General features: G+C 62.5%; 23 protein-coding genes. 9 read left to right on the top strand and 14 right to left on the bottom strand.

From position 1 onward, the window contains the following. The first annotated feature begins 42 nt into the window (after positions 1-42). The 8 genes from FJ527_RS10995 (at position 43) to FJ527_RS10960 (ending at position 8,924) form a co-directional block, all read left to right on the top strand. Entirely contained in the window at positions 43-993 is a 951-nt protein-coding gene (locus tag FJ527_RS10995) for a sugar ABC transporter permease (RefSeq protein ID WP_015315823.1), read from the top strand. Beyond that, positions 990-1,934, top strand: a complete 945-nt coding sequence (locus FJ527_RS10990; RefSeq protein WP_140823108.1) for a carbohydrate ABC transporter permease — start codon at positions 990-992, stop codon at positions 1,932-1,934. Before FJ527_RS10995 ends, FJ527_RS10990 begins: the two co-directional genes overlap by 4 nt. A 4-nt stretch (positions 1,935-1,938) precedes the next feature. Then, complete coding sequence (locus FJ527_RS10985) at positions 1,939-3,054, top strand: ABC transporter ATP-binding protein (RefSeq protein ID WP_023781265.1); 1,116 nt, start codon at positions 1,939-1,941, stop codon at positions 3,052-3,054. 107 nt (positions 3,055-3,161) lie between these two features. Next, positions 3,162-4,679, top strand: a complete 1,518-nt coding sequence (locus FJ527_RS10980) for a GMC family oxidoreductase (RefSeq protein WP_140823107.1) — start codon at positions 3,162-3,164, stop codon at positions 4,677-4,679. A gap of 205 nt (positions 4,680-4,884) precedes the next feature. After that, complete coding sequence (locus FJ527_RS10975; RefSeq protein ID WP_015315819.1) at positions 4,885-5,646, top strand: 3-ketoacyl-ACP reductase; 762 nt, start codon at positions 4,885-4,887, stop codon at positions 5,644-5,646. Between the two features lie 12 nt (positions 5,647-5,658). Beyond that, complete coding sequence (locus FJ527_RS10970; protein WP_140823106.1) at positions 5,659-7,287, top strand: choline dehydrogenase; 1,629 nt, start codon at positions 5,659-5,661, stop codon at positions 7,285-7,287. An 11-nt stretch (positions 7,288-7,298) separates the two neighbouring features. Further along, positions 7,299-7,616 (top strand): Dabb family protein, encoded by a 318-nt coding sequence (locus tag FJ527_RS10965; RefSeq protein ID WP_140793310.1) that lies wholly within the window; start codon positions 7,299-7,301, stop codon positions 7,614-7,616. A 90-nt stretch (positions 7,617-7,706) separates the two neighbouring features. Continuing rightward, a complete protein-coding gene (locus FJ527_RS10960; protein ID WP_015315816.1) occupies positions 7,707-8,924 on the top strand; it encodes an MFS transporter in 1,218 nt (405 codons plus the stop codon). 4 nt (positions 8,925-8,928) lie between these two features. On the opposite strand, the gene FJ527_RS10955 is transcribed toward FJ527_RS10960, so the two are convergent. The 14 genes from FJ527_RS10955 to FJ527_RS10890 all read right to left on the bottom strand — a co-directional run bounded on the left by FJ527_RS10955 (position 8,929) and on the right by FJ527_RS10890 (position 24,100). Continuing rightward, a complete protein-coding gene (locus FJ527_RS10955; protein ID WP_140823104.1) occupies positions 8,929-9,774 on the bottom strand; it encodes an EamA family transporter in 846 nt (281 codons plus the stop codon). 7 nt (positions 9,775-9,781) lie between these two features. Further along, the gene (locus FJ527_RS10950) at positions 9,782-10,690 is read right to left on the bottom strand and encodes an endonuclease/exonuclease/phosphatase family protein (RefSeq protein WP_140823103.1); all 909 of its coding nucleotides are present in this window, start codon (positions 10,688-10,690) and stop codon (positions 9,782-9,784) included. Between the two features lie 116 nt (positions 10,691-10,806). After that, positions 10,807-12,360, bottom strand: coding sequence for a sodium:proton antiporter (locus FJ527_RS10945; RefSeq protein ID WP_140823102.1), 1,554 nt, complete (start codon positions 12,358-12,360; stop codon positions 10,807-10,809). A gap of 160 nt (positions 12,361-12,520) precedes the next feature. Continuing rightward, entirely contained in the window at positions 12,521-13,585 is a 1,065-nt protein-coding gene (locus FJ527_RS10940; protein ID WP_015315812.1) for an ABC transporter ATP-binding protein, read from the bottom strand. Positions 13,586-13,615: 30 nt separating this feature from the next. Then, positions 13,616-14,407: an ABC transporter permease gene (locus FJ527_RS10935; protein WP_015315811.1), complete on the bottom strand. Its 792-nt coding sequence runs from the start codon at positions 14,405-14,407 to the stop codon at positions 13,616-13,618. Next, positions 14,404-15,240 carry an ABC transporter permease subunit gene (locus tag FJ527_RS10930; RefSeq protein ID WP_181165828.1) on the bottom strand — a complete coding sequence of 279 codons (837 nt, stop codon included), beginning with the start codon at positions 15,238-15,240 and terminating at the stop codon, positions 14,404-14,406. Before FJ527_RS10930 ends, FJ527_RS10935 begins: the two co-directional genes overlap by 4 nt. 145 nt (positions 15,241-15,385) lie before the next feature. After that, entirely contained in the window at positions 15,386-16,492 is a 1,107-nt protein-coding gene (locus FJ527_RS10925; protein WP_015315809.1) for an ABC transporter substrate-binding protein, read from the bottom strand. Positions 16,493-16,735: 243 nt separating this feature from the next. Then, positions 16,736-17,908, bottom strand: a complete 1,173-nt coding sequence (locus FJ527_RS10920) for an iron-containing alcohol dehydrogenase (RefSeq protein ID WP_023770536.1) — start codon at positions 17,906-17,908, stop codon at positions 16,736-16,738. Positions 17,909-17,922: 14 nt separating this feature from the next. Next, entirely contained in the window at positions 17,923-19,320 is a 1,398-nt protein-coding gene (locus FJ527_RS10915) for an aldehyde dehydrogenase family protein (RefSeq protein ID WP_140618740.1), read from the bottom strand. After that, the gene (locus tag FJ527_RS10910) at positions 19,321-19,740 is read right to left on the bottom strand and encodes a type II toxin-antitoxin system VapC family toxin (protein WP_140793300.1); all 420 of its coding nucleotides are present in this window, start codon (positions 19,738-19,740) and stop codon (positions 19,321-19,323) included. Further along, positions 19,737-20,168: a hypothetical protein gene (locus FJ527_RS10905; protein WP_140793298.1), complete on the bottom strand. Its 432-nt coding sequence runs from the start codon at positions 20,166-20,168 to the stop codon at positions 19,737-19,739. Before FJ527_RS10905 ends, FJ527_RS10910 begins: the two co-directional genes overlap by 4 nt. Before the next feature lie 83 nt (positions 20,169-20,251). Next, positions 20,252-21,622 (bottom strand): glutamine synthetase family protein, encoded by a 1,371-nt coding sequence (locus tag FJ527_RS10900; RefSeq protein ID WP_140823101.1) that lies wholly within the window; start codon positions 21,620-21,622, stop codon positions 20,252-20,254. Positions 21,623-21,717: 95 nt separating this feature from the next. Further along, the gene (locus FJ527_RS10895; RefSeq protein WP_140618746.1) at positions 21,718-23,259 is read right to left on the bottom strand and encodes an amino acid permease; all 1,542 of its coding nucleotides are present in this window, start codon (positions 23,257-23,259) and stop codon (positions 21,718-21,720) included. A 22-nt stretch (positions 23,260-23,281) separates the two neighbouring features. Further along, on the bottom strand, positions 23,282-24,100 hold the full coding sequence (locus FJ527_RS10890) for an N-formylglutamate amidohydrolase (protein WP_140823100.1): 819 nt from the start codon (positions 24,098-24,100) through the stop codon (positions 23,282-23,284). Positions 24,101-24,245: 145 nt separating this feature from the next. On the opposite strand from FJ527_RS10890, the gene FJ527_RS10885 reads away from it, so the two are divergent. Next, on the top strand, positions 24,246-25,073 hold the full coding sequence (locus tag FJ527_RS10885; protein WP_140823099.1) for a MurR/RpiR family transcriptional regulator: 828 nt from the start codon (positions 24,246-24,248) through the stop codon (positions 25,071-25,073). The last annotated feature ends 80 nt before the right edge of the window (positions 25,074-25,153 follow it).

Genomic DNA, 25,153 nt, shown 5'->3' with positions numbered 1-25,153 from the left:
GTCCGTGAGGCCGATCGGCCGGATGCCGACGGGAGGAACCCCATGAGCAGTGTAGCGACAACCCAGATCAAGCTGACGCCGGAGCGGTCGCGCACCTCGGTGCGCTCGCGCCTGCAGGATGCCTTGCCCAAGATCGTGCTGGCGCCGAGCTTCGCCATCACCATCGTCTTCGTCTACGGCTTCATCCTGTGGACGATCTATCTGTCCTTCACCAACTCCAAGACCTTCCCGTCCTATGCCATAACAGGCGCACGCGCCTATCAGCGATTGTGGGGCTGGACCTTCGACACCGACCCGCCATCGAGCTGGTACACGTCGATCACCAATATGGGCATTTTCGGCTTTCTCTACATCTTGATCTGCCTGGCGCTCGGCCTGTTCCTGGCCATCCTGCTCGATCAGAAGATTCGCGGCGAAGGCGTTTTGCGCCCCATCTACCTCTATCCGATGGCGCTCTCCTTCATCGTCACCGGCGTTGCCTGGAAATGGTTCCTCGACCCCGGCCTAGGTCTCGAACAGACGCTGCATCAATGGGGCTGGACGAGCTTCCATTTCGACTGGATCAAGAACAAGGATTTCGTCATCTACACCGTGGTCATCGCCGGCGTCTGGCAGGCCTCCGGCTTCATCATGGCGATGTTCCTGGCCGGCCTGCGCGGTATTGACGGCGAGATCATGAAGGCGGCGCAGATCGACGGCGCCACCACCTTCCAGCTCTATCGCCGCATCGTCATTCCGCTCTTGCGGCCGATCTTCCTGTCGGCCTTCATCGTGCTCGCGCACCTAGCCATCAAATCCTACGACCTGGTCGTGGCACTGACCAGCGGCGGCCCCGGCGGCTCGGCCTGGTTGCCGTCCAACTTCATGTATGAATACACCTTCAAGCGCAACGAAATGGCCGTCGGCTCGGCCAGCGCCGTGATCATGCTGATGACCATCGTCGCCATCATCGTGCCCTATCTCTATTCGGAACTCAGGGAGAAGTCGCGATGAGCGCCGTGACCACTCCCGCCCGCCAGGCCAGCGGCGGCATGAACGTCAAGATCGTCAACCGCATCGTCATCTACGGGCTTCTGGCGCTGTTCGCGCTGTTCTACCTGATGCCGCTGTTCGTCATGCTGGTGACCTCGTTCAAGACCATGGACGAGATCCAGAACGGCAACATGCTGGCGCTGCCAAAGGCGCCGACCTTCGATCCCTGGCTGAAGGCCTGGGGCGAGACCTGCGTCGGCCTCACCTGCGCCGGCATCAAGGGCTATTTCTGGAACTCCATCAAGATGGTGGTTCCGGCCGTGCTGATCTCAACCATGCTCGGCGCGCTCAATGGCTACGTGCTGACCAAATGGCGTTTTCGCGGCGCGACCCTGGTATTCGGGTTGATGCTGTTTGCCTGCTTCATCCCGTTCCAGTCGGTACTGTTGCCGATGGCGACGATCCTGGGCAGTCTCGGACGGTTCGGCGTGACGCTGCAGAACACGGTCGGAACCAGCTTCGGCCTCGGCAACCCGACGGTGAACCTGGTGTTCGTCCACGTCGTCTACGGCATCGGCTTCACCACGCTGTTCTTCCGCAACTATTACGAGGCGTTCCCGACCGAACTGGTCAAGGCCGCGCAGGTCGACGGCGCCTCTTTCTTCCAGATCTTTCGGCGCATCATGCTGCCGAATTCGATGCCGATCTTCGTCGTCACCGTCATTTACCAGTTCACGAACATCTGGAACGACTTCCTGTTCGCCTCCGCCTATGCCGGCACCGGCGACGCCATGCCAATGACGGTGGCGCTCAACAACGTCGTCAACACCTCGACAGGCGTCGTCGAATACAACGTCAACATGGCGGCCGCGATGATCGCGGCACTGCCCACCCTTCTCGTCTACGTGCTCGCCGGCCGCTACTTCGTGCGTGGCCTGATGGCGGGCGCGGTCAAAGGATAACCCAATGGCTTTTCTGGAAATTGATGGTCTGAGGAAGCGTTTCGGCCAGGTCGAGATCCTGAAGGGGATCAATCTCGAACTGGAAAAGGGCGGCTTCCTGGTGCTGGTCGGTCCTTCCGGCTGCGGCAAGTCCACCTTGCTCAACACCATCGCCGGACTGGAGACGATCACCTCTGGCGATATCCGCGTCGATGGCCGCACCATCACAGATCTGCACCCGTCCAAGCGCGACATCGCCATGGTATTCCAGAGCTACGCGCTCTACCCGAACATGACGGTCGCCGGGAACATCTCCTTCGGCATGGAGATGCGCGGCGTGCCGGCCGACGAACGCCAGAAGGCGATCGACAAGGTGGCCAAGGTGCTGCAGATCGGCCATCTGCTGAACCGCAAGCCGAGCCAGCTTTCGGGCGGCCAGCGCCAGCGCGTCGCCATGGGCCGGGCGCTGGTGCGCGACCCCAAGCTGTTCCTGTTCGACGAGCCGCTGTCCAATCTCGACGCCAAGCTGCGCGTCGACATGCGCATCGAGATCAAGCGCCTGCATGCCACCACCGGCACAACCATCGTCTATGTCACCCACGACCAGATCGAGGCGATGACGCTGGCGACCAAGATCGCCGTCATGCGCGATGGCGAGGTGCAGCAATTCGGCACGCCGGCCGAGATCTACAACAACCCCAGCAATGTCTTCGTCGCCGACTTCATGGGTTCGCCGGCGATGAACCTGATCCCGGCGACCATCGACGGCAATGGCGGCGACCTGGCCGTCGTGCTCGATCGCGAGGCACGCCAGCCGATCACTCTGCCGATGGCCAATGCCCCCGCCGGATTGTCGGCGTTCAAGGGCAAGCCGGTCATCTTCGGCGTTCGTCCGGAGGCGCTCACCGATCCGGAAGGCGCCGAGCGCAACGCCTCGCAAATCGCCACCGCCGATTGCCATATCGAGGTTGTGGAGCCGGCCGGTTCCGATACCTTCGCCGTCACCAACCTCGGCGGTAAAGGCGTGGTGGCGCGGCTGCGCGCAGATGCCAACATCCAGCCCGGCACCAACACGCCGCTCGCCTTCAACCTGACCAAGGCGGTGTTCTTCGATCCGGCGACCGAGAGCCGTATCCGCTGATGTGCGTCGCCCAAAAGTGGGTCCGGTTTTGGGGCAACGACATGCATCAAGACAATAGACCTAAAGCGCGTCGCATGTGTCCATTCAAAAGCGGCGCGCTTTAGGCCATGACAAACCCGGATATCGTCATCATCGGCTCCGGCATCGGCGGCGCCACGATCGCCTCCGGCTTAGCCGGCAGCGGCGCCTCGATCCTGATGCTGGAACGCGGCGAGCCGCTGCCGGCAACGCCGCATGCACGCGACACGCGCTCGATTTTCGTTGATGGCCACTACCGGCCGAAGGAGATGTGGCGTGAGGCCGGTGGCGCCGCATTCAACCCGGGCAATTACTACTATGTAGGCGGCAATTCGAAATTCTTCGGCGCGGTGCTGATCCGCTATCGCAAAGAGGATTTCTCCGCCATGGAGCACTTCGGCGGCGTCTCTCCGGCCTGGCCGTTTTCCTATGACGAATTCGAGCCTTGGTACTCCAAGGCTGAGCAACTGTTCCGCGTCCGCGGCACGCTTGGCGAGGACCCGACCGAGCCGTTCCACTCGATCCCCTACGCCTACAAGCCCGTGCCCGACGAGGCGCCGATCGCCCGTGCCCGCGCCGAACTCAAGGGGCTGGGCCTGCATCCGGCCTCGCTGCCGCTCGGCGTCGATATCGACACCTGGCTCAGGGAAGGCAGGACCGGCTGGGACGCTTTTCCGAACACTGGCCAGGGAAAGATGGACGCCCAGACCGCACCGCTGGCGGCGGCACTGAACGATCCTAACATCAAGCTCGAAACCGGCGCCCATGTCGAATATCTCGAGACTGCTCCGGACGGTAAAACCGTATCAGCGGTTCATTACCGCCAGAACCGCGAGCTGAAAAAGCTGTCGCCAAAACTGGTCATCCTGTCGGCCGGCGCGGTCAATTCAGCGGTCATCCTGCTGCGCTCGCCCTCACCCAGCAATGGCAAGGGGGGCGGCAAGGGCCTGGCCAACCGCTCCGACCAGGTCGGCCGCAACTTCATGAACCACAATTCGAGCGCCATGCTGGCGATCGATCCGCGCCGCCGGAACGATGCCGTCTACCAGAAGACGCTGATGCTCAACGATTATTACCTCTCCGACGGCAAGGGCGGCAAACCGCTCGGCAATGTCCAGCTTCTCGGCAAGATCGACGGCAACATGCTCAAGGCCAATGTGAAACGAGTGCCGAAATTCGCGCTCGATTTCATGGCCGGCCATGCGGTCGACTGGTACCTGATGTGCGAGGACCTGCCAGATCCCGAAAGCCGCATCATGGCCGACGGCAAGGACATCGTCATGCAATGGCGGCGCTCCAACATGCAGTCGCTCGACGGGCTGACCAAGGTGATGCGCGAGAATTTTCGCGCCTGCGGTTATCCCCTGGTGCTGTCGCGCCCTTTCGACAAACGCACGCCCTCGCACCAGTGCGGCACGGTGAAAATCGGAGAGGATCCGGCGACGTCGCCGCTCGATCCGTTGTGCCGCGCCTTCGATCACCGGAACCTGTTCGTCGTCGACGCCGGTTTTCTGCCGAACTCGGCCGCCGTGAACCCGGCGCTGTCGATCGCCGCCCAGGCGCTGCGTGTCGCCGAACACATTCGCAAAACGGACCTCGCCGCATGATCGGTCAGCGCCGCCCCTCATCCGCCTGCCGGCACCTTCTCCCCGTAAACGGGGAGAAGCACGCTGGCCGCAATCTCGGCGCTTTTTCTGCAATGCTGGCGCATGGTGAAGCAGGCGATAACAGCGTCCTTCTCCCCGTCACTATACGGGGAGAAGTGCCCGGCAGGGCGATGAGGGGCGGCGCTGACATAAGGATGAGTATCCGATGACCCGCCCCGCAGCCATCGTCACCGGCGGCGCGCGCGGAATTGGTCTTGCCTGCGCTCAGGCACTCGCTGATGCCGGCTTTGACATCCTTGTCGCCGATGTTGCCGCGAAACCCGCTGACGAGCTTGCGCAAGACGTCGCCAAACGCGGCGCCAAATTCGCCTATGTCAGCTGCGACATCGCCGATCTTTCCAGCCACGCCGCCTTGGTCGAAACCGCCATGCGCGCCTTCGGCCGCATCGATTGCCTGGTCAACAATGCCGGCGTCGGCGCCGTGGTGCGGGGCGACCTGCTCGACCTCAAACCCGACAATTTCGACCGCGCGATCGGCGTCAACCTGCGGGGCACCGTCTTTCTCAGCCAGGCGGTCGCCAAGGCGATGCTCCGCCAGCCCAGCGATGAAGCGAAATCGATCATCACCATCACCTCGGTCAGCGCCGAGATGGCCTCGCCGGAACGCTCCGAATATTGCATATCGAAGGCAGGGCTTTCGATGTGGGTGAAGAATCTGGCGCTCAGGCTCGCCCCGGAAAACATCGGCGTGTTCGAGCTGCGGCCGGGCATTATCCGCACCGACATGACGGCGGGCGTGACCGCCAAATACGACGCTTTGATAGACAGCGGCCTGGTGCCGGCGAAACGCTGGGGCGAAGTTTCCGACATCGGCGCCATGGTGGCCGCGCTCGCTGCCGGGAGACTGGGCTTTTCGACCGGTTCGATCATCAATGTCGACGGCGCGCTTTCCGTGCCTCGGCTGTGAGTGGATGAGACAATGACCGACTACATCATCGTGGGCGCCGGCCCTGCCGGCTGCGTGCTGGCCAACCGGCTGAGCGAGGATCCCTCCAACTCCGTGCTGCTGCTCGAAGCCGGTGGCAATGATTGGCATCCCTATATCCACATGCCGGCGGGCTTTGCCAAGATGACCAAGGGCATTGCGTCCTGGGGCTGGTCGACGGTGCCGCAGAGAAACATGAACGACCGCGTCTTCTGGTACACGCAGGCCAAGGTGGTCGGCGGCGGCTCCTCAATCAACGCCCAGATCTACACGCGCGGTAATGCGCGCGACTACGACGCCTGGGAGAAGGAGGAAGGGCTGGCCGGCTGGGGCTACCGCGACGTGCTGCCCTATTTCAAACGGGCCGAAAACAACCAGCGCTACGCCAACGATTTCCACGGCGACCAGGGCCCGCTCGGCGTTTCGAACCCGATTGCGCCGCTGCCGATCTGCGAAGCCTATTTCCGCGCCGGCCAGGAGATGGGCATTCCCTTCAATCCGGACTTCAACGGCGCTGCCCAAGAAGGCGTCGGCTATTACCAGTTGACCCAGAAGGATGCCCGGCGCTCCTCCGCCTCGGTCGCCTATCTCAGGCCGATCCGCGCTCGCAAGAACCTCACCGTCAGGACAGACGTACTGGTCACCCGCATCGTCGTCGAGAACGGCCGCGCCATCGGCGTCGAGGTGGTCGACAGGCCGGGCGGCGAGACAAAAATCCTGCGCGCCGACCGCGAGGTGATCGTCTCGTCCGGCGCCATCGGTTCGCCTAAGCTTTTGATGCAGTCGGGCATCGGCCCGGCCGACCATCTGAAATCGGTCGGCGTCACGCCCGTGCATGACCTGCCCGGCGTCGGCTCCAACATGCAGGACCATCTCGACCTGTTCGTCATCGCCGAATGCACCGGCGACCACACCTACGACAATTACGCCAAGCTGCACCGCACGGCCTGGGCTGGCCTGCAATATCTGCTGTTGAAGAAGGGGCCGGTGGCGTCCAGCCTGTTCGAGACCGGCGGCTTCTGGTACGCCGACCCGACCGCCGCCTCGCCGGACATCCAGTTCCATCTGGGCCTCGGCTCCGGCATCGAGGCTGGCGTCGAGAAGCTGAAAAACCCGGGCGTCACCTTGAACTCGGCCTTCCTGCGCCCGCGCTCGCGCGGCACGGTGCGGCTGAAAAGCGCTGATCCCGCCGACCACCCGCTGATCGACCCCAACTACTGGTCCGATCCCTATGACCGCGACATGTCGCTGAGAGGGCTGCGGCTGGCGCGCGAGATCATGCGGCAGAAGGCGCTTGCCCCTTACGTGCTGCGCGAGGTGCTGCCCGGCCCGTCGCTCGCCAGCGACGATGAGCTGATCGACTATGCCTGCCGCACCTCCAAGACCGATCACCATCCTGTCGGCACCTGCCGCATGGGCCATGATGAGATGGCGGTGGTGACGCCGGACCTGAGACTGCGCGGCATCGAGGGGCTGCGCGTCTGCGACGCGTCTGTGATGCCGCGCGTGCCTTCCTCCAACACCAATGCGCCGACGATCATGGTCGGCGAAAAGGGTGCCGACCTGATCCTCGGCCGCGAGCCGCTGCCGCCGGCGGTGTTTTCCGGCAATCGTGCTGCTTAGGGAGTGGTAAAATGATCAGGCACTGCGTTTTCGCCAGATTTCGTAGCGATGTGTCGTCGACCGAGCGCACGGCCATCCACGCCGGCCTCGAGGCGTTGCGACAGGTGGTCGAAGGCATGGACACCGTCCAGTTCAGCACCAATGTCAGCCCAGAGCCTTTCGCGCGCGGGTTCACCCATGGCTTCACCATCGATTTCCGCGATGCCGCGGCGCGCGACGCCTATCTCGTGCATGAAGCGCATCAGCGTGCCGGCGCTCGCCTGGTCGCGGCTCTCGAAGGCGGCACGGACGGATTGATGGTCTTCGATCTCGATCTTACGAAAAAGTGACCGCCGGCCTTTCGAAAGCCGGCTGATCGCTGTTCTCTTTTGCCGACAGGGCGACATATCGTTCCTTTGGGGATGCAAAAGGAGGACGCCTTGAACCTCACTACAGAGCAGAAGAAAACCGTCCTGGCCTCATTCCTGGGCTGGACGCTCGATGCTTTCGATTTCTTCCTTCTGACATTCCTGCTCACCGATATTGCGACTGAATTCCAGACGGATGTCCCGGCAGTCTCAAAGGCACTGTTCCTGACCTTGGCCACGCGCTTCATCGGCGCGTTCTTCTTTGGCATGCTAGCCGACAAATACGGGCGCAAGCCCATTCTCATGCTCAATATCGTCAGCTATTCGGTGATCGGGGCGCTCGCCGCCTTCTCGCCCAATCTCGGCATCTTCCTGGCGCTGCGCGCGCTGTTCGGCATCGCCATGGGCGGCGAATGGGGCCTCGGCAGTTCACTCGCCATGGAATCCGTCCCGCCGAGCGCCCGCGGCATCGTCTCGGGCATCCTGCAATGCGGCTATCCGGCCGGCTACCTGCTGGCGGCGGTGGTCTATGGCCTGCTCTACCAGCAGACGATCGGCGGCTACACGATCGGCTGGCGCGCCATGTTCCTGCTCTCCTTCGTCCCGGCGCTGGTCGTCCTGTTCATCCGCTCGCATGTGCCGGAATCTCCTGCCTTCGTCGAGGCACAGAAAACCGCTCGACCGGGGATGCTGGAGACCTTGCAGAAGCACTGGGGCGTCGCGCTCTATGCTGTCGTGCTGATGATGTTCTTCAACTTCTTCAGCCATGGCACGCAGGATCTCTACCCGACCTTTTTGAAGAAGCAGCATGGCTTCGATCCACATACGGTGAGCTGGATCACCATCGTTGCCAACATCGGCGCCATCGTCGGCGGCTTGGCATTCGGCGCGCTGTCCGAGAAGATCGGCCGCGTCAACGCCATCACCCTGGCCTGCATCATCGCCCTGCCGGCGATCCCGCTATGGGCCTACAGTTCAACGCCGTTCATGCTGGCCATCGGCGCCTTCGTCATGCAGGTCGCGGTGCAGGGCGCCTGGGGCGTCATCCCGGTCCATCTCAACGAGCTTTCGCCGGGTGCGGTGCGCGCCACCTTGCCCGGCTTTATCTACCAGGCCGGCAATCTCGCCGCTTCCTATGGCGGTCCATATCAGGCCGGGATCGCGGAAGCCCCCGGCGGCAGCTATGGCTATGCGCTGGCGCTTTTTGCGGGCGTGGTTGCCGTCTGCATCATCGTCGTCATCCGCTTCAGTCCGGAGCGGCGCGGCCAGGTAATGACGGTGCTCGGCTGAGAGGTCAACCCATCCTCAACGCGATGACGCCTGCAACAATGCTGAGCGCGGCGGCGCCGCGCCAGCCTGTCATCTTCTCGCCGAGGGCGTAGACCGAGATCATCATGGCAAACAGGATCGAGGTCTCGCGCAGCGACGCCACCGAGGCGATCGGCGCCTTGGTCATCGCCCACATGACGATCCAGTAGGCGGCGCCGGAAAGCACCCCGGTGAACAGTCCCGCCTTCCAGTCGCGCGCCAGAACGGGAAGCGCCTTGGGCCCTCGGAAAATGAGGCACAGCAGCAGCGCGCCAAATGCATCGCAGATGAACAGCCAGGCGGCATAGCTCTGCGCCGTTGTCGCCAGCCGCGCGCCGCTGCCGTCGGACAGCGTGTAGCTGGCGATGAAGATCGACGTGCCCAGCGCATAGCCGACCGCGCGCAGGTTCAGCTTCTCCAGATGCGCGCCACCGCGAAACGACATCACCAGCGTGCCTGTCGACAACAGCAGGATGCCAAGGATGGCAAGCGGCGCCGGCACTTCGGCGACGACGAACATGCCACCAATCGCGGCCAGCAGGGGTGCCGTGCCACGCGCCAGCGGATAGGTCTGGGCGAAATCGCCGGCCTGGTAGGCGCCGATCAGGAAGGTGCGATAACCAATGTGGAAGATCACCGATGCGATGATGTAGGGCCAGACCTCCGCCTTCGGCACCTCGACGAAGGGCAGCACGACGAGGGCAGCAGTGCCCATGCCGAGCGTCATCAGCGTGATCGACAGGAAGCGGTCGAGATGCACCTTGACCAGTGCGTTCCAGATCGCGTGCATGGCGGCCGCGGCAAGCACCGCGAAGAAGACGAAAAGCGTCATGGGGAGCTCATCGACCTCCCAAGCCGAAGGGCGTCTCGAGATCGATGTCGACCCGGACCGGGAAGTGGTCGGAAGCCACCTCGCCCATGTCTGATCCAACCGAACGCACACGCCCGGCCAACATGCCGCCGACGAAGCAATGGTCAAGCCGGCGCTTTGCCAGCCTGCCGTCGATGATCTTCTCATGCGTATGGAAATCCGCCACCGGCTCGCTGGCGACAGAAGCGGCATCGACGAAGCCGTCGAGATAGGCAGCACCCCGATGATAGGGCGTGCTGCCGACAATGCGGCGATATTCGGCGCTGCCGGGTTCCATGTTGAAATCGCCCATCCAGATCGTCGCCAGCGGATTTTCCGGCTCGACTTCCCCATGTGTCCAGTTACGCGAAGGTTCGTCGTCCGCGCCGCTCCACGGTCCGCCTTCCGATGGTGCCCGGCGGTGCTCGGCCGTGAGATAGTCAATCTGCTCCAGCCGCTCTTCCGCCGCGATGTGCGCGAGATGCAGCGACAGCACCCTGACCGGCCCGGCCGGCGTGCGGATCATGCATTCGAGGGCGGCGTTGCGGGTGTTGAGCGGCCGCAGCGTGCGGCGCATCGGCAGCGCGTGCAGTCGCGACCAGACGATCGGCAGCTTCGACAAAACCATGGTGCCGAACTGTCGGCGGCGATTGACCAGGCGGCCGTCACGCAGCTCGCTGCCATCCATGTCGAAGGCTGGGCCGTAGACCCAGTGGTACCCAGGCAGCAATTGGGAAAGCCGCTCCGGCTGGTCGTCGAAATCGCTGCGCTGCCAGTGCCGCTCGACCTCCTGCAAGGCGATGATGTCGGCGCCGGCGACAAGGCGTGCCGCACGCGAAAGATCGTAGCGCCCGTCGCTGCCGAATCCGTACTGGATGTTGTAGCTGACCAGCTTCATTGCTTATCCGGCTCACTTTTCGGTGTTGGCAGTAACGGTTCGGCCGATCGCTTGCAATGTGCAGGAGGACGGACGGGGCTTGGGCCAGCAGGGCAGCGGCCGAGAGGCGGTATCTGCTAGTCGGTGGTCAGCGGCTGGAACCGGCCTGCCGGCGATGCCGCAAGTTCCGTCCAGTCGATCTCTTCCTCCAGACGGTGATAGGCTTCGTCGCCGATGGTGCCGTTGCGGCGTAGCTCCTCCAGGGCATCGCGCTGGCTTTTGATGGCATAGAGACGCAGCCTGTCATATTCGGTCGCGGCCTGGGCGTCCTCGGGATTTTTGGCGATCTTGCGCTGCGCGGCATATTGCTCACGCACCGCGGCTGCGGCGCTCGAGGTCTTGCCGCTCAATACATCGAGGGCAGCCTGCATGACCACGACGCGCGCCTTCGCGACCTCCCGGTCGACCGTTTCGTCGGGATCCAGTTTCAGGATGCGCAGCAGCGGCTTCAGGCTCATTCCTTGCAGCACCAGGGTGCCGAGCACGACCGTGAAGGCGGCGAGCACGATCGGGTCGCGAGCAGGAAATTCGACCGGCAAGGCGAATGCCGCGGCAAGCGTTACCAGTCCGCGCATGCCGCACCAGCCGATGAGCACGCCGCCGCGAAAGGACGGCGTATCCGGCTGATGCTCGGCGCCGCCAAAGCGGGCAAACCACCTGATGATTGCACCGCAGCCCAGCACCCAGATCAGGCGCGAGACGATGACGACCGCCAGCACTGCCGCGGCAAAGATGAACGCGTCGAGCTCTCCCGTACCGGCGAGCCGTCCGACGATCGACCGAGCCTGCAGACCCATCAGCACGAAGGCCAGCACGTTGAGCACGAACACCGCCGTCTCCCAGACCGAATAGGAACTGACACGCTTTCTCGCCGACATTCGGCGTGGCGCGGTCCGCGCGATGGTCATGGCGTAGACGACGATGGTGATGATCGCCGACAGACCCAACCTGTCCGCCAGGATCCAGACACCGAACGTACCGGCGAACTGCACCACGGTACCGCTGGCGGCGTCCTCGATGCGGCTCAGCGTGGCAAGCGACAGCCGGCCGAGTACATAGCCGGCCACCAGGCTTCCAACGGTCGACAAGGCGACCATGGGCGCGGCGCTACTCAACAGGAACGGACCGAGGGCGGCGGCGACAGCGATACGGTAGATCAGCAGCGCGGTTGCATCGTTGAGCAGGCTCTCGCCTTGCAGGATGGTGGTGATGCGGTGCGGCACCTTGAATTGTCCGAGCACGGCCGACGCCGCGACGGCATCGGGCGGCGCTACGATGGCGCCAAGGGCGACGGCCGCGGCGATCGGCAGGCCTGCCATCTTCCAGCCGAGCAGCGCAACCGCTGCGGTGGTGAAAACGACCGCCCCCAAGGCCAACAGGGCGAGCGGCAGCCGGTTGCGATTGAGGTCGCGCAACGAGGTGTCATAGGCGGCGTCGAGCAGCACCGGCGCGATGAACAAGGCCAGCGCCAGTTCGGGGTCGATGTCGATGGTCGGCATGCCGGGCAGGAAGGCGATGCCCGCGCCCGCCAGCGCCAGCAGCGACGGATAGGGAACTTGCAGCCGCCGCGACAGCGCCGTCAGCGCGACTGCAATCAACAGGAGGATAAGCGTCAGTTCGAAAAGAGCCATGCTCTATCGTAGCCGCCGAACGACGCGATTGGCAGTGCCAAAGTCATGGCCGTGAAACAACAGGGACACCTCTGGCACGGACTGTGTCGTCCGCCGACAGCATGAGAAATCCCGACGGCTGGAGCGCCCGGTTGGGAGCGCCTTCCGACAGCGGGACTACCTAATGCAGCACCAGCATATCGCTCGACGAGAACGAAATCTCGGCCTTCTCCCCGACTGCGGGCGGCGGGGTGGCGGAGTTGTTGAACGTGTCGAGCGACACCGTGTTGCCGCCGATGCCGACACGGACCCGGATAACCGAGCCGAGGAAGTGCACTTCGGAAATCTCTCCGGTCAGGCTGGAGTCGCGGCCGGGCTGGCGGCCGAGCGAAATCGCCTCGGGCCGCAGCGCCAGAGACAGCGTGTCGCCGGACTTCGAGCCGTTGAGCTTGCCCTTGAGCGAGACTTCCTGCGTATTGACCTGCACCTTGCCGGAGGCGGCGTCGGTGACCTTGCCTTCGAGCACGTTCAGCGTGCCGACGAAATTGGCGACGAACTTGGTCGCCGGCCGGTTGTAGATCTCGAACGGCGTCGCGACCTGCTCGGCCTTGCCGCCATACATGACGGCGATGCGGTCGGAGATCGACAGCGCCTCTTCCTGGTCATGGGTCACGAAGATGGTGGTGATGCCGAGCTTCTTCTGGATCGAGCGGATTTCTTCGCGCAGCGACACGCGCACCTTGGCGTCCAGCGCCGACAGCGGCTCGTCGAGCAGCAGGAGCTTTGGTTTCGGCGCGATAGCACGCGCCAGCGCGATGCGCTGCTGCTGGCCTCCGGAGAGTTGATAGGGATAGCGGTCCGCCATCTGCGGCAGCCTGATCATGTCGAGCATCTCGGCGACGCGCTTGTCGGCGTCGGCCTTCGGCATACCGGCAACCTTCAACCCGAAAGCGATGTTCTGCGCCACCGTCAGGTTCGGGAACAGCGCATAGGCCTGGAACACCATGCCGACATTGCGCTGGTTGGGCTTCAGCCGCGTGATGTCCTTGCCGGCGACGACGATCTTGCCGGCCGACGGCTCCTCGAAGCCGGCGACCATGCGCAGCACCGTCGTCTTGCCGCATCCGGATGGCCCCAGGAACGAGACGAACTCGCCCGGCTCGACGTCGAGGCTGAAATCCTGCACCACGGTGTTGGACCCGTAGGACTTTCGCACATGCTGGATGGACAGGAATGGCTCGGCCATGGCTTTTTCTCTCAGGTCAGTGCTTTTCGATCAATTCGGGCGGTTCGCCGATTTCGGCGCGAAGCGGGACAGGATCTGGATGAGCGACATGCAGCCCCAGGTAATGGCGAAGGCGATGATGGCAAGGGCTGCCGGTTCATAGGCGCGGTTGGCGCCGACGTTTTGCAGATACGGGCCAAAGGCCGGACGGTTGAGGAGGCTCGCCATGGTGAACTCGCCGATGACGATGGCGAAGGTCAGGAAGGCGCCCGACAGCACGGCGATCAGGACATTGGGCAGGATCACCCGGCCAATGATCGTGCCCCAGCCGGCGCCCAGGATCTGCGCTGCTTCGGTCAATGTCCGCACATCGATGGTGCGCAGCCCCGTATCGACGGCGCGATACATGTAGGGCAGAGCCAGCGTCGCATAGCCGATCACCAGCAGCGCATTGGCGCCCATATTGCTGCCCAGGAACGGCAGCGGGGAATTCGAGCCGTACATCCTGATATAGCCGAACACGATGACGATGGCCGGAATGACCAGCGGCAACAGCGTGATGAATTCGACGATCGGCCTGAGCTGCGGCAGGCGCAGCCGGATCCAGTATGCCGCCGGCACCACGATCAGCACGCCGAGGATGATGGTGAAGACGGCCGCTACCACCGAATACAGGAAGGTCGACTGGAAGCGAGCGTCGCCCAGCACGATCTGGTAGGCGTCGAAGGAATGGACGCCGCGGCGCATGCGCAAAGAGAACTCGACAGTCGCCATCAGCGGAATGAAGAAATAGGCCGCGCCGACAATGAAGACGACCCAGGCCCAGAATTTGCCCGACTTCATTTGAGCCACCTTTCGGACCGGGTCCGGAACCAGATGTAGAAGACGTTGGCCAAGCCCGTGATGACGATCATGCCGAAGGCGATGGCATAGCCGAGCTGCGGGTTGTGCAGCACGTCGCCATTGATCTGCGAATAGAGCTTGATGGGAACGATGTTGAGTGCCGGGCCGGCAAACGCATAAGCCGTGGCGATGGCGCCGAAGGAATTGGCGAACAACAGGATAACGGTGCCGAGGAAGCTCGGCCACAAGACCGGGATGACCACCATGCGCCAATACTGCGACTGGGTGGCCCCGAGTGTGGCGGCGGCCTCGCCCCATTCCTTCTTCAAGCCGTCGATGGCCGGCACGATGATGACCACCATCAGCGGAATCTGGAAGAACAGATAGACCGCGATCAGGCCCGATGTCGTGAGGAAATTGAAGCCCATCGCGTAGATGTTCACATTGAGAACGTCGCGCAGAAGCGTTGTGACGATGCCGACGCGGCCGAGGGTCGCCAGGAAGGCGAAGGCCAGCGGCAAGCCGGCGAAATTCGAGGCGACGCCCGAAAAAGTCAGGGTCGCCGAGCGGGTCCAGTTGGGAAGCCCGCCGCGCACGATGGCGATGGCAATCGCGAGCCCGGCAAAGGCACCGATGACCGCCGACCAGAAACTGATCTTGATCGAAACCCAGTAGGAAGCGCTGATCGAGGGATCGCTGACCAGCTGCAGTATATTATCCAGCGTCAGCTGACCGTCGCCATTCTGGAAAGCGCCCAGGACGAGATAGATCGTCGGCAGGATCAGGAACATCAGGACAAAGATGAAGAAAGGCGCCACGCCAATCCACTGCATCGGAAAGCGGAAAGTGGTCGCCTCGTTCGGCGGCGCGGGCTTGGTGGTAACGGACTGATTTGAAAGCGTAAGATCGGTCATGCGCCGGCTACCGTCTTCGAGGGGAAGCCGGGCGGCCTCGCGGCCGCCCGGTGGATTTCAAGCCTTACTTGACGTTGGCGCCGACAACGGCGTCCCAGTTCTTGCTGATGGTCTCCTTCGCCTTGCCCTGCTCGTCGAGCGTCGGGAAGGCAGCCGAGGCGTAGGATTCCGCCGGCGGCAGCTTGGCCAGAACGTCCGCGGGGATCTTGCCGTTCTTGGCAAGATCGTTGAAGCGGATCGGGTGGCAATAGCCCTTCAGCCAGCCGATCTGGCCTTCGTCGGAATAGAGATATTCCATCCACAGCTTGGCTGCATTCGGGTGCGGCGCGAACGCGCTGATCGCCTGCACATAAACACCTGCGACAACGCCGGTCTTCGGCACGATGACGTCGACGGGCGGGTTGCCCTTCAGCGTGTCGCGACCGGCGAGCGCGTTGTAGTCCCAGTTGATCAGGATCGGGGTCTGGCCCTGGGCAAGCGTTGCCGGCTTGCCGACGACCGGCACGAAATTGCCGGCGGCGTTGAGCTTCTTGAAGAAGTCGAGGCCGGCGGTGCCAGCGGCTTCACCAGCAGCCGCGCCACCGGAAAGGCCTGCGGCGTAGACGGCCTGGATGGCCTGGTTCGAAGCGCGCGGATCGCCGGCGACGGCGACCGCGTTGGCGAATTCGGGCTTGAGGAGATCGGCCCAGTCCTTCGGCGACTCCTTGATCAGGTCCTTGTTCACCATGAACGAGAGAACGCCATAATAGTCTCCGTACCAGGCGCCATCGGCATCCTTGGCGCTGTCCGGGATCGAGTCCCAGGTCGACACCTTGTATGGCATCAACAGGCCATCGGCCTTGGCGGTCGGGCCGAAGGACAGGCCGACGTCGATGACATCAGGAGCCTGCGGACCCTTGTTGTCCTTGTTGGCCTTGATCGCCTCGACTTCGTCGCCGGAGCCGGCGTCGGGGTTGAGTTCGTTGACGGTGATTTCCGGATACTTCGCCTTGAAACCGGCTATGACGTCGCCGTAGCCGCACCAGTCATGCGGCAAGGCGATCGTGGTGAGCTGGCCTTCGGCCTTGGCGGCCTTGATGAGATCGTCCATCGAAGCGGCGGACGAAATCACCGACGACACCATCAGGGTCGCGGCCGAAAGGGAAAGCACTTTCCCCGTGAATTTGAACATGTGTTCTCTCCATTGAACTGACGCCGTTGGACGTCTGCGATGCGGTATCGTTTTCGTGTGACAGCCAGATGAAAGCTTTGTGAAACCGGCGCCTCGCAGCGTGAAAAGTTAACTCTTTTTAACGGACTGTAGCAATTAGCCATCACTTAATTTTCCGGCTAATCATTAATCCGCCCCTATATCGCCCCTTCCCCTCTCCTTTCCCCTCGTTTCCCGATCAACTTCCGCATCCAGGAACCGGCCTCAGACCGTCCCGGCGATGGCGTTTTCGAGCAGTGTCAGCGCCGCCTTCTTGGTCAGCTTGACCGGGTTGCCGCCGGCCGTCGGATCGACCACCGCCATGTCGGCGATCAGGCCCTTGCGCTTCTTGTCCATGTCGAGCCCCTTGATCAGGCCCGGCAGCGCGTGCGGCACCTTCAACTCCTTGCGCAGCTTGATAACAGCCTTGGCGAAGCCGTCGAAACCGCCCTTGATGCCGCAATAGGCGGCGAGCCGGGCGATACGCTCCTCGATGGAGTCGCGATTGAAGGCCAGCACATATGGCATGAACACGGCATTGGTCATGCCATGATGGGTGTCGTAGAGCGCGCCGATCGGATGCGACAGCGAGTGGATGGCACCCAGCCCCTTCTGGAAGGCCGCGGCGCCCATGGCGGCCGCGCTCATCATATGGGCGCGGGCGACGAGGTCTTTGCCATTGGCATAAGCCTTCGGCAGGTTCTCGAACACCAGGCGTATGCCTTCGACGGCAATGCCGTCGGCCATCGGATGGTAGCCCGGCGCGCAATAGGCTTCGAGGCAATGGGCAAGCGCGTCCATGCCGGTGCCGGCGGTGATGAAGGAAGGCATGCCGACCGAAAGCTCCGGATCGGCGATGACGATCGCCGGCAACAACTTCGGATGGAAGATGACCTTCTTGGTATGCGTCTCCTCGTTGGTGATGACGCCGGCGCGACCGACCTCCGAGCCGGTGCCGGCGGTGGTCGGCACCGCGATGATCGGCGCTATGGCGTCGGAGTTGGCGCGCGTCCACCAGTCGCCGACATCCTCGAAGTCCCAGACCGGCCTGACTTGGCCGGCCTGGAAGGCGATCAGCTTGCCCAGGTCGAGCGCCGAGCCGCCGCCGAAGGCGATGACGCCGTCATGCTTGCCCTTCTTGAACACCGCGATGCCAGCGGTGAGGTTGGACTCGACCGGGTTCGGCTTCACCTCGGAGAACACGCCATAGGGCACCTTGGCCTCGTCGAGAATCCTGAGCGTCGAGGCGACGACCGGCAGTTTCGCCAATCCCGGATCGGTGACGAAAAGCGGCCGCTTGATGCCGGTGGCCGCGAGCACCTCCGGCAGTTCCTTGATGCGCCCGGCGCCGAAGCGAACGGTGGTGGGGTAGTTCCATTTGGAGATGAGCTTGGACATTTTTGTCTTTCGAATTAGATGGCTTCACGCAGATGGAAGGATTTCGGCCGGGTCAGATTGTCATAGCCCAGCGCCGACAGGGCAACGCCCTTGCCGGTGTCCTTGACGCCGGTCCAGACCAGCGCGGGATCGAGATAGTCGCAGCGGTTCATGAACACCGTGCCGGTCTCGACGCGGTCGCCGATCGCCACCGCATGCTCGGTGTCGCGCGTCCAGATCGAGGCCGTCAGCCCGTAGGGGCTGTCGTTCATCAAAGCGATCGCCTCCTCGTCATTGCGCACCTTCATGATGCCGACGATCGGGCCAAAGCTTTCCTCACGCATGACGCTCATCTGATGGTCGACTTGCGTCAACACCTCCGGCGCCAGGTAAGGCGAGCCGGCCTTGTCGTTAGCCACCTTCATGTTGATGTGCGCCTTGGCACCCTTGCGCAGCGCTTCGGCCTTCTGCTCGCGGATCAGGTCGGCAAAGCGCGCCTGCGCCATCGGTCCCATCGTCGTCGCCTGCTCCAGCGGATTGCCGACGACATAATTCCTGGTCTCGGCGATGAAGCCTTCGACGAACTCGTCATAGACTTTTTCGTGCACATAGACGCGTTCGATGCCGCAGCAGCACTGGCCGGAATTGAAGAAGGCGCCGTCGACCAGATTGGCCACGGCATGGTCCATCTTGGCGTCGGGCAGCACATAGGCCGGATCCTTGCCACCGAGTTCGAGTCCAAGCGTCATGAAGGTGCCTGCCGCCGCCTTTTCGATAGCACGGCCGCCAGCGACCGAGCCGGTGAAATTGACATGGTCGATCTTGCCGGAACCCAGCAGTTTTTCCGTCTGTGCATGGTTGAGCACGACATTCTGGAACACGCCCTTTGGCAGGCCGGCCTTGTCGAAAGCCTGTTGAAAGCGCTCGCCGACCAGCAACGTCTGCGCGGCATGTTTCAGGATGACGGCGTTGCCGGCCATCAGCGCCGGCACGATGGTGTTGACCGCTGTCAGATAGGGATAGTTCCATGGCGCGATCACCATGACCACCCCAAGCGGATCCTTCTTCACATAGCGCCGGAAGCCGTCCTTCGGGTTGGAGGCCGGCACGGACTTGAGCGCCGCTTCCGCGATCTCGACCATGTAGTTGGTACGCTCCTTGACGCCGCCGAACTCGCCGCCATAACGAACGGGACGCCCCATCTGCCAGGCGATCTCCGGCACGATCTCGTCGGTCATCGCGACCAGTGCTTCCAGCATCGCCAGCATGTACTTGCCGCGCTCGACGATCGGCGTCTGCGCCCACTTCTCCTGCGCCGCCTTGGCACGCTCGACCGCGGCGTTGATCGCCTGGTCGGTAGCGACCGGCCGCTCCGCATAGATCGAGCCGTCGATGGGGGATTTGAGTTCTACGGTTTCCAAAAGGTGCTCCATTTAGCAGGCTAATGTACGCAGATGGCCGTTGCGGCTGTAGCGAAGGATGGGCTCGTCTCGCGTCACAAGAACCATGTCCAAGGCCCTTGCAGTGGCAATCAGTATTCGATCCATAGGATCGCCATGGGGCGAACCCGGCAAGTTGGAGGACGCGATCAGAATAGCCGGCGAAATCGCGCTGAGTTTTGCGGACATGCGCTCAATGAATCGCTCTACGAAATCGAGCGGCGCTATGGGCAAGTTGAGCCGGCCCTTGGCCACACCGATGCCGATCTCCCATGCTGACATCGGCGAGAGATAGAGGCGGCCATCATAGGCCGCGTCGGAAATCTTCTGACTTGCCTGAGGGTCGATTTTGCTGTCGTTTGCAATGAAGATCATCGCGCACGTGTCCAGCAGCAGGCTCGGCTCTTCACTCATTTGCGCATCACGTGTTTACCATGCTGCGCCTGAGTTTCACCGCCCAGATAACCCCGATCCCAAGGCTCATCATCGAACGGTTTGGTGACATCAAACCCGGCCTCGATTGCTATCAAGCCCTTCATGAAACCAAATCCAGGGTGACGGTGCGTACGCACAGCGGGTGCGGCGTCACCGGTCGGCATCTTGCGAACGCGGCGAAAGACAAGCTTGCCAGTGCCTACGTTGACGGATTCGGTCTCGAAGCCGGCCTCGAGCCACTCCCTGGTCATGGGATTGTTGCTCGGATTGTTGCTCCACCACGCGGGGTATCGCTTCGATGCCGGCAAGGGCAGACTAAGCACGCTCTCGATCTCATCGAACGACATAGGCACACGGTCGGCATTCTGGGCGACCAGAAATTCCTTCAGCGGCGCATATTTGGACATTGCGAACTCCCCAACAATTGCAGTTTGCAGCCTTCATATGAGCTACATTAACTACATTGTCAACAATAAAGCTGCATAAAGCTTTAGTACCGCTCGAACCCTCTGTGCAGTTCCCAATCCGTGATACGCCGATCGTATTCGAACTGCTCCCACTTCGCTGTGTGGACATAGTGCTCGAGCACATCCTCGCCGAGCGCCTGTTTCAGCATCTTCGATTTCGCCAGCGTCTCGGTCGCATCGCGCAGCGTCTTTGGAATTTCCGGCAAACGAGAAGCCTGATAGGCGTCGCCGACGAAAGGCTTCTGCAATTCCAGCTTCTCGTCGATACCGGCGAGGCCGGCCGCGATCAGCGCCGCGAAGGCGAGATAGGGATTGAGGTCGGCGCCGCCGATGCGGCATTCCATGCGGATGCCCTTGGTGCCCTCGCCGCACAGGCGGAAGCCGGCGGTGCGGTTGTCTTCGCTCCACATGATCTTGGTCGGGGCGAAAGTGCCGGCCTGGAAGCGCTTGTAGGAATTGATGTAGGGCGCCAGGAACCAGGTGAATTCCCTGGCGTATTTCAACTGCCCGGCCGCCCATTGCTGGCCGAGCGTCGACAAGGTCCAGTCGGCTTGTCTGTCGAAGAACAGCGGCGTCTTGCCGTCCGCGCTCCACAGCGAATTGTGGATGTGGCTCGAATTGCCGGCGAGACCGTAATTATACTTGGACATGAAGGAAATCGCCTTGCCTTCGGACTCGGCAATCTCCTTGGCGCCGTTCTTCAGGATGACGTGGCGGTCGGCCATGTCGAGCGCCTCGGCGTAGCGCACATTGATCTCTTCCTGGCCCGGACCCCACTCGCCCTTGGAATTCTCGATCGGAATGCCGGCGGCTTCCATCTCGTTGCGAAGCCGGCGCATGACGCCTTCTTCCTTGGTGGTGATGCCGATCTGGTAGTCGCCAATATAGGGCGAGGCTGTATCGAGCCCCTGCCAATGCTTCTTGCGGGCGGAATCGTAGGTCTCGTTGAACAGATAGAATTCGAGCTCGGAAGCGAAATAGCCGATATAGCCGCGCTCGCTCAGCCGCTTGACCTGCTTCTTCAGGATGGCGCGCGGCGAATGCGGCAGGTCGTCATGTGTGTGGTGGTCGAGCACGTCGCAAATGACGAGCGCCGTCTTTTCCAGCCAGGGAATGCGCCGCAGCGTCGCCAGGTCAGGCTTCATGACGAAGTCGCCATAGCCCTTCGACCAGCTTGCCGCCTTGTAGCCCGGCACCGGCTCCATATCGATGTCGGCCGCCAGCAGGTAGTTGCAGCCATGCGTCTCGTCATGCGCGGAATCGACGAAGTATTGCGCCAGGAACCGCTTTCCCGCCAACCGGCCCTGCATGTCGACAATGCATGCCAGCACCGTGTCGATCTCGCCGCTGGAGACCGCTTTCTTCAACTGATCGAACGAGAAACTTCCGGCCATTCCTTTGGCACTCCAGTGCTTGGCGTTTCGGGCTTGTCACATGAACGAGAACAAAAAACCGTGGCGAGCGAACCCGCCACGGCTTGATTGGTTGTTTAGGCGGATTCGCCGACGGCCTTTTCGGCCGCTGCGATGGTCGCCCTGCGCTTGGCGATTGCCGTCTCGCCGATGGGCGGCCCCTGGAAGCGGCGGTTCTCAACGGCGAACCACAAAACGACGAGCAGAACGATCAATCCGATCGCATAGTTGATCAAGATGTCGAAGGGCGGTTGGATGCCGGCATACATCAACACCAGAACACCAAGCACGGTGATGACCGCGAACGGCTTTGACCAGATGCCGAGCCGGAATGGTCCGAACTCGGTCCAGCTCTTTCCTTCCGCAAGAAGTCCGGCCGCGATCGGCATGGCGTAGGAGACATAGAGGAAGAGTGCGCAGCCGGCTGCCAGCGCCGCGAAAGCCGGCGAATAGAGCGTGGCGGCAATCGACAGAACGACGCCGAGCCAGATGGCCGGGACGGGCGTGCGCCAGGTCGGCGAAACCTGCTTCCATAAAGATGACCCTGGCAGACCTCCGTCACGCGAAAAGGCAAAGATCATGCGCGAGGTCGAAGTGAGCCCTGCTAGCGCGCACAGATAGTTCGACAGCACGATGGCGATGCCGAGCAGAGCCTTGAGCCAGGTTGGCGCCGGCAGATTGTTGAACAGGTTGAACCAGGCATTGCCGCCGTCCTTGGCGGTCGCCACGAGATCGGGGCTGGCAAGGACGAAGGAGACCGCCATGACGAAACCGAAGACGAGAGACCAGAGGACCGCGTGGATCATGCCTCTGGGCACAGCGACGCGGGCATTGTGCGTTTCCTCGGCGGTATGCGCGGAGGCGTCAAAGCCGGTGATCGTGTAAAGCGGGTAGAGAAGGCCAATCAGGAAGGCCACGAGTGCGGTGCGGGCCGTCGGAACATAGCCACCACCGAGATCGCCGGTCGTGTTGACGAAAGTCGTCAGCCGCGCGAGATCGAAGCCATGCGCGCCCCAGATCAGGAAGGTCAGCGTCAGCACGACCGCGACAACGAGGATGAGGTAGCCGGAAAAATCGGTCAACATCGTCGTCGTCTTGATGCCGAGATGATTGAACAGACCTTGGGTAACTGTAATCAAGACGACTGCCGCCGTCTGTTGCCAGAAGCCCCAGGCCGATGTGTCCCAGCCGAAGATCGGGCCAGCAACGAGCCCCTGAAACAGCAGGTAGACGCCGACATTCACCGAAGCGACGACGAAGATCAGGCCGAGCAAGTTGATCCAGGCCGTGGCCCAGCCCCAGCCGCGTCCGCCCAGGATCGAGGACCAGTGATAGAGGCCGCCGGCTGTCGGATAGGCCGATCCAATCTGGCCGAGAGACGCCGCGACCACGAGCGCAAAGACGCCGCCGATGACCCAGCCGATGGTCGCCTCGAAACCGCTGCCGGTCGCCATGGCCAGCGGGAAAGACGTAATGCCGCCCGCCAGAATGCAGATGATCGAGAAGGAAATGGCGAAGTTGGAGAAGCCGCTCATGCGGCGCGCTAGTTCCTGGGCGTAGCCCATACTGTGGAGGATTTTTGTGTCCTCCGACTTGTCAGAGTGATCAGGTGTTGTCATGTCAGAGTTCCCCTGTTGGTTCTTAGCTGGCCGATTGAACTGACTTTCCGACTGCGCTTCGTCGAGAGCCCTTGGCCTCCTCTGGCTCCAGATCCGAAAAAATGCCCGTGAGCATATCCGCCCATTTCCGCTGCCCGGTTTCGCCGGAGATTTCATCGTTGCGGATTTCGATCATCGCGCAGGGTAGCCCGCGCGAGCGCGCATGCCGTTCCAGCGTGAAATAGACGCGGTCGGCCGGCGAATAGGGTTCGTTGATGCCGACGGTGATGCCTGAGAGCCGTTGCAGCGCCGATATCAGCGGCGACGCCAGCCGGCGATCATCGTCATGGATGATGCCGATATGCCAGGGCCGATTGCGGCCTTTATAGACCGGCGTGAAGGAATGAACGGAAACCAGGCGGGTCTCCTGGCCGCGCGCCAACCGGTCCTCGACGATGCGCTCGATGGCGCCATGGAACGGTTGCCATGACAGGGCGACCCGCGCCGCGCGCTGTTTTTCCGACAAGCCGGTATTGCCCGGTATGGCAGTGGTTTCGCTGACCGGCGGCACCAGGTCCGGCGCATCGAGCGGCCGGTTGCAGTCGATGACGAGACGCGAAATGCGGGTTTCGACCAGCGTCGCATCGAGCGCCTGCGCCATCCGCAGCGCAACCGGCAAAGCACCGGGATCCCAAGCGATGTGGCGGGACAGGTCGTCGACGGCAAGGCCGAGCGTGCCGAATTCAGCCGGAAGGAAATTGGAAGCGTGATCGCAGGTCAGCACGAAGGGGCTCGATCCGCCGGGGTTCGTCACCCTCACGGTATCAGACGATGCAAGGCTGGCGGGCCGCGCTGTCTCCATAGTCCTGCCGTCCCCTGGGAGCGCTGTATCGTATGTTACGTATTTTGTTTCATTGCGTCCCGGTGGATGATTTCATACAGTTTGTTTGGCTTTGTCAAATGCGATCTGGGGAAAAGACCGTCGGCGGGCCAAGGGTAGGGAAAAGATGATTTCCAACATTGCCGAATTGATTGCCGACCGTATCGGCGCGATGCCCGCCGGCGAACGGCGCGCAGCGCAGACGCTGATCGCGAGCTATCCGATGATCGGCCTGAAGACAGTCGCCGAATTCTCATCCGCGGCCGGCGTTTCCTCGCCGACGATCCTGCGTTTCGTCGCCCGGCTGGGCTTCCAGAATTACCCCGAGTTCCAGTCGAGCCTGCAGGATGAACTGGCGGCGCAATTGCAATCGCCGGCGATACGAACGCTCAATCCGCCCTCGCCTATTGGCGGCACGGTGTCGCCCATGCTGGAAGCAACGCTCGACAATATGCGCGAGACCTTCAGGCATCTGTCCGACAAGCAGCTTGCCGACATTGCCACCAGGCTTGCCGAGCGGCGTGGCAAGACATTCCTGATCGGCGGCCGCTTTACCGACCCCTTGGCGCGCTACATGGCCGCCCATCTCGCCGTCATCCAGCCCGATGTCTTTCACCTCGCCGGCCAGGAGAGCATGTGGCGTGACCGGCTGATCGACATGGGCAAGCGCGACGTGCTGGTGATCTTCGACATCAGGCGCTACCAGGACAGCCTCGTCCGATTCGCCGAGAAGGCGCATCAGCGCGGCGTTCAGATCGTACTGTTCACCGACCAGTGGCTGTCGCCGATCGCCCGCTTTGCTCGCCATGTCATCGCCGGACGAACCGCCGTGCCTTCCGCATGGGATTCCTCGGCGGCGCTTTTCGTCGTCGCCGAAACGCTGATCGGCGCCGTCACCAGGCGACTCGAGGCCGACGGCGCCCGGCGCATCCGCGAGATGGAAGGCCTGCGATAGGCAGAATCCTCCGGATCATTGCATCGGCTTCGCGGCCGTCTCGGTTTCACGTTACCGAGATTTAATGTGCACGATTGCGT

The organism is Mesorhizobium sp. B2-4-18 (assembly GCF_006441385.1).
GTDB lineage: Bacteria > Pseudomonadota > Alphaproteobacteria > Rhizobiales > Rhizobiaceae > Mesorhizobium > Mesorhizobium australicum.
This window is presented reverse-complemented; position numbering and strand designations above follow the sequence as displayed.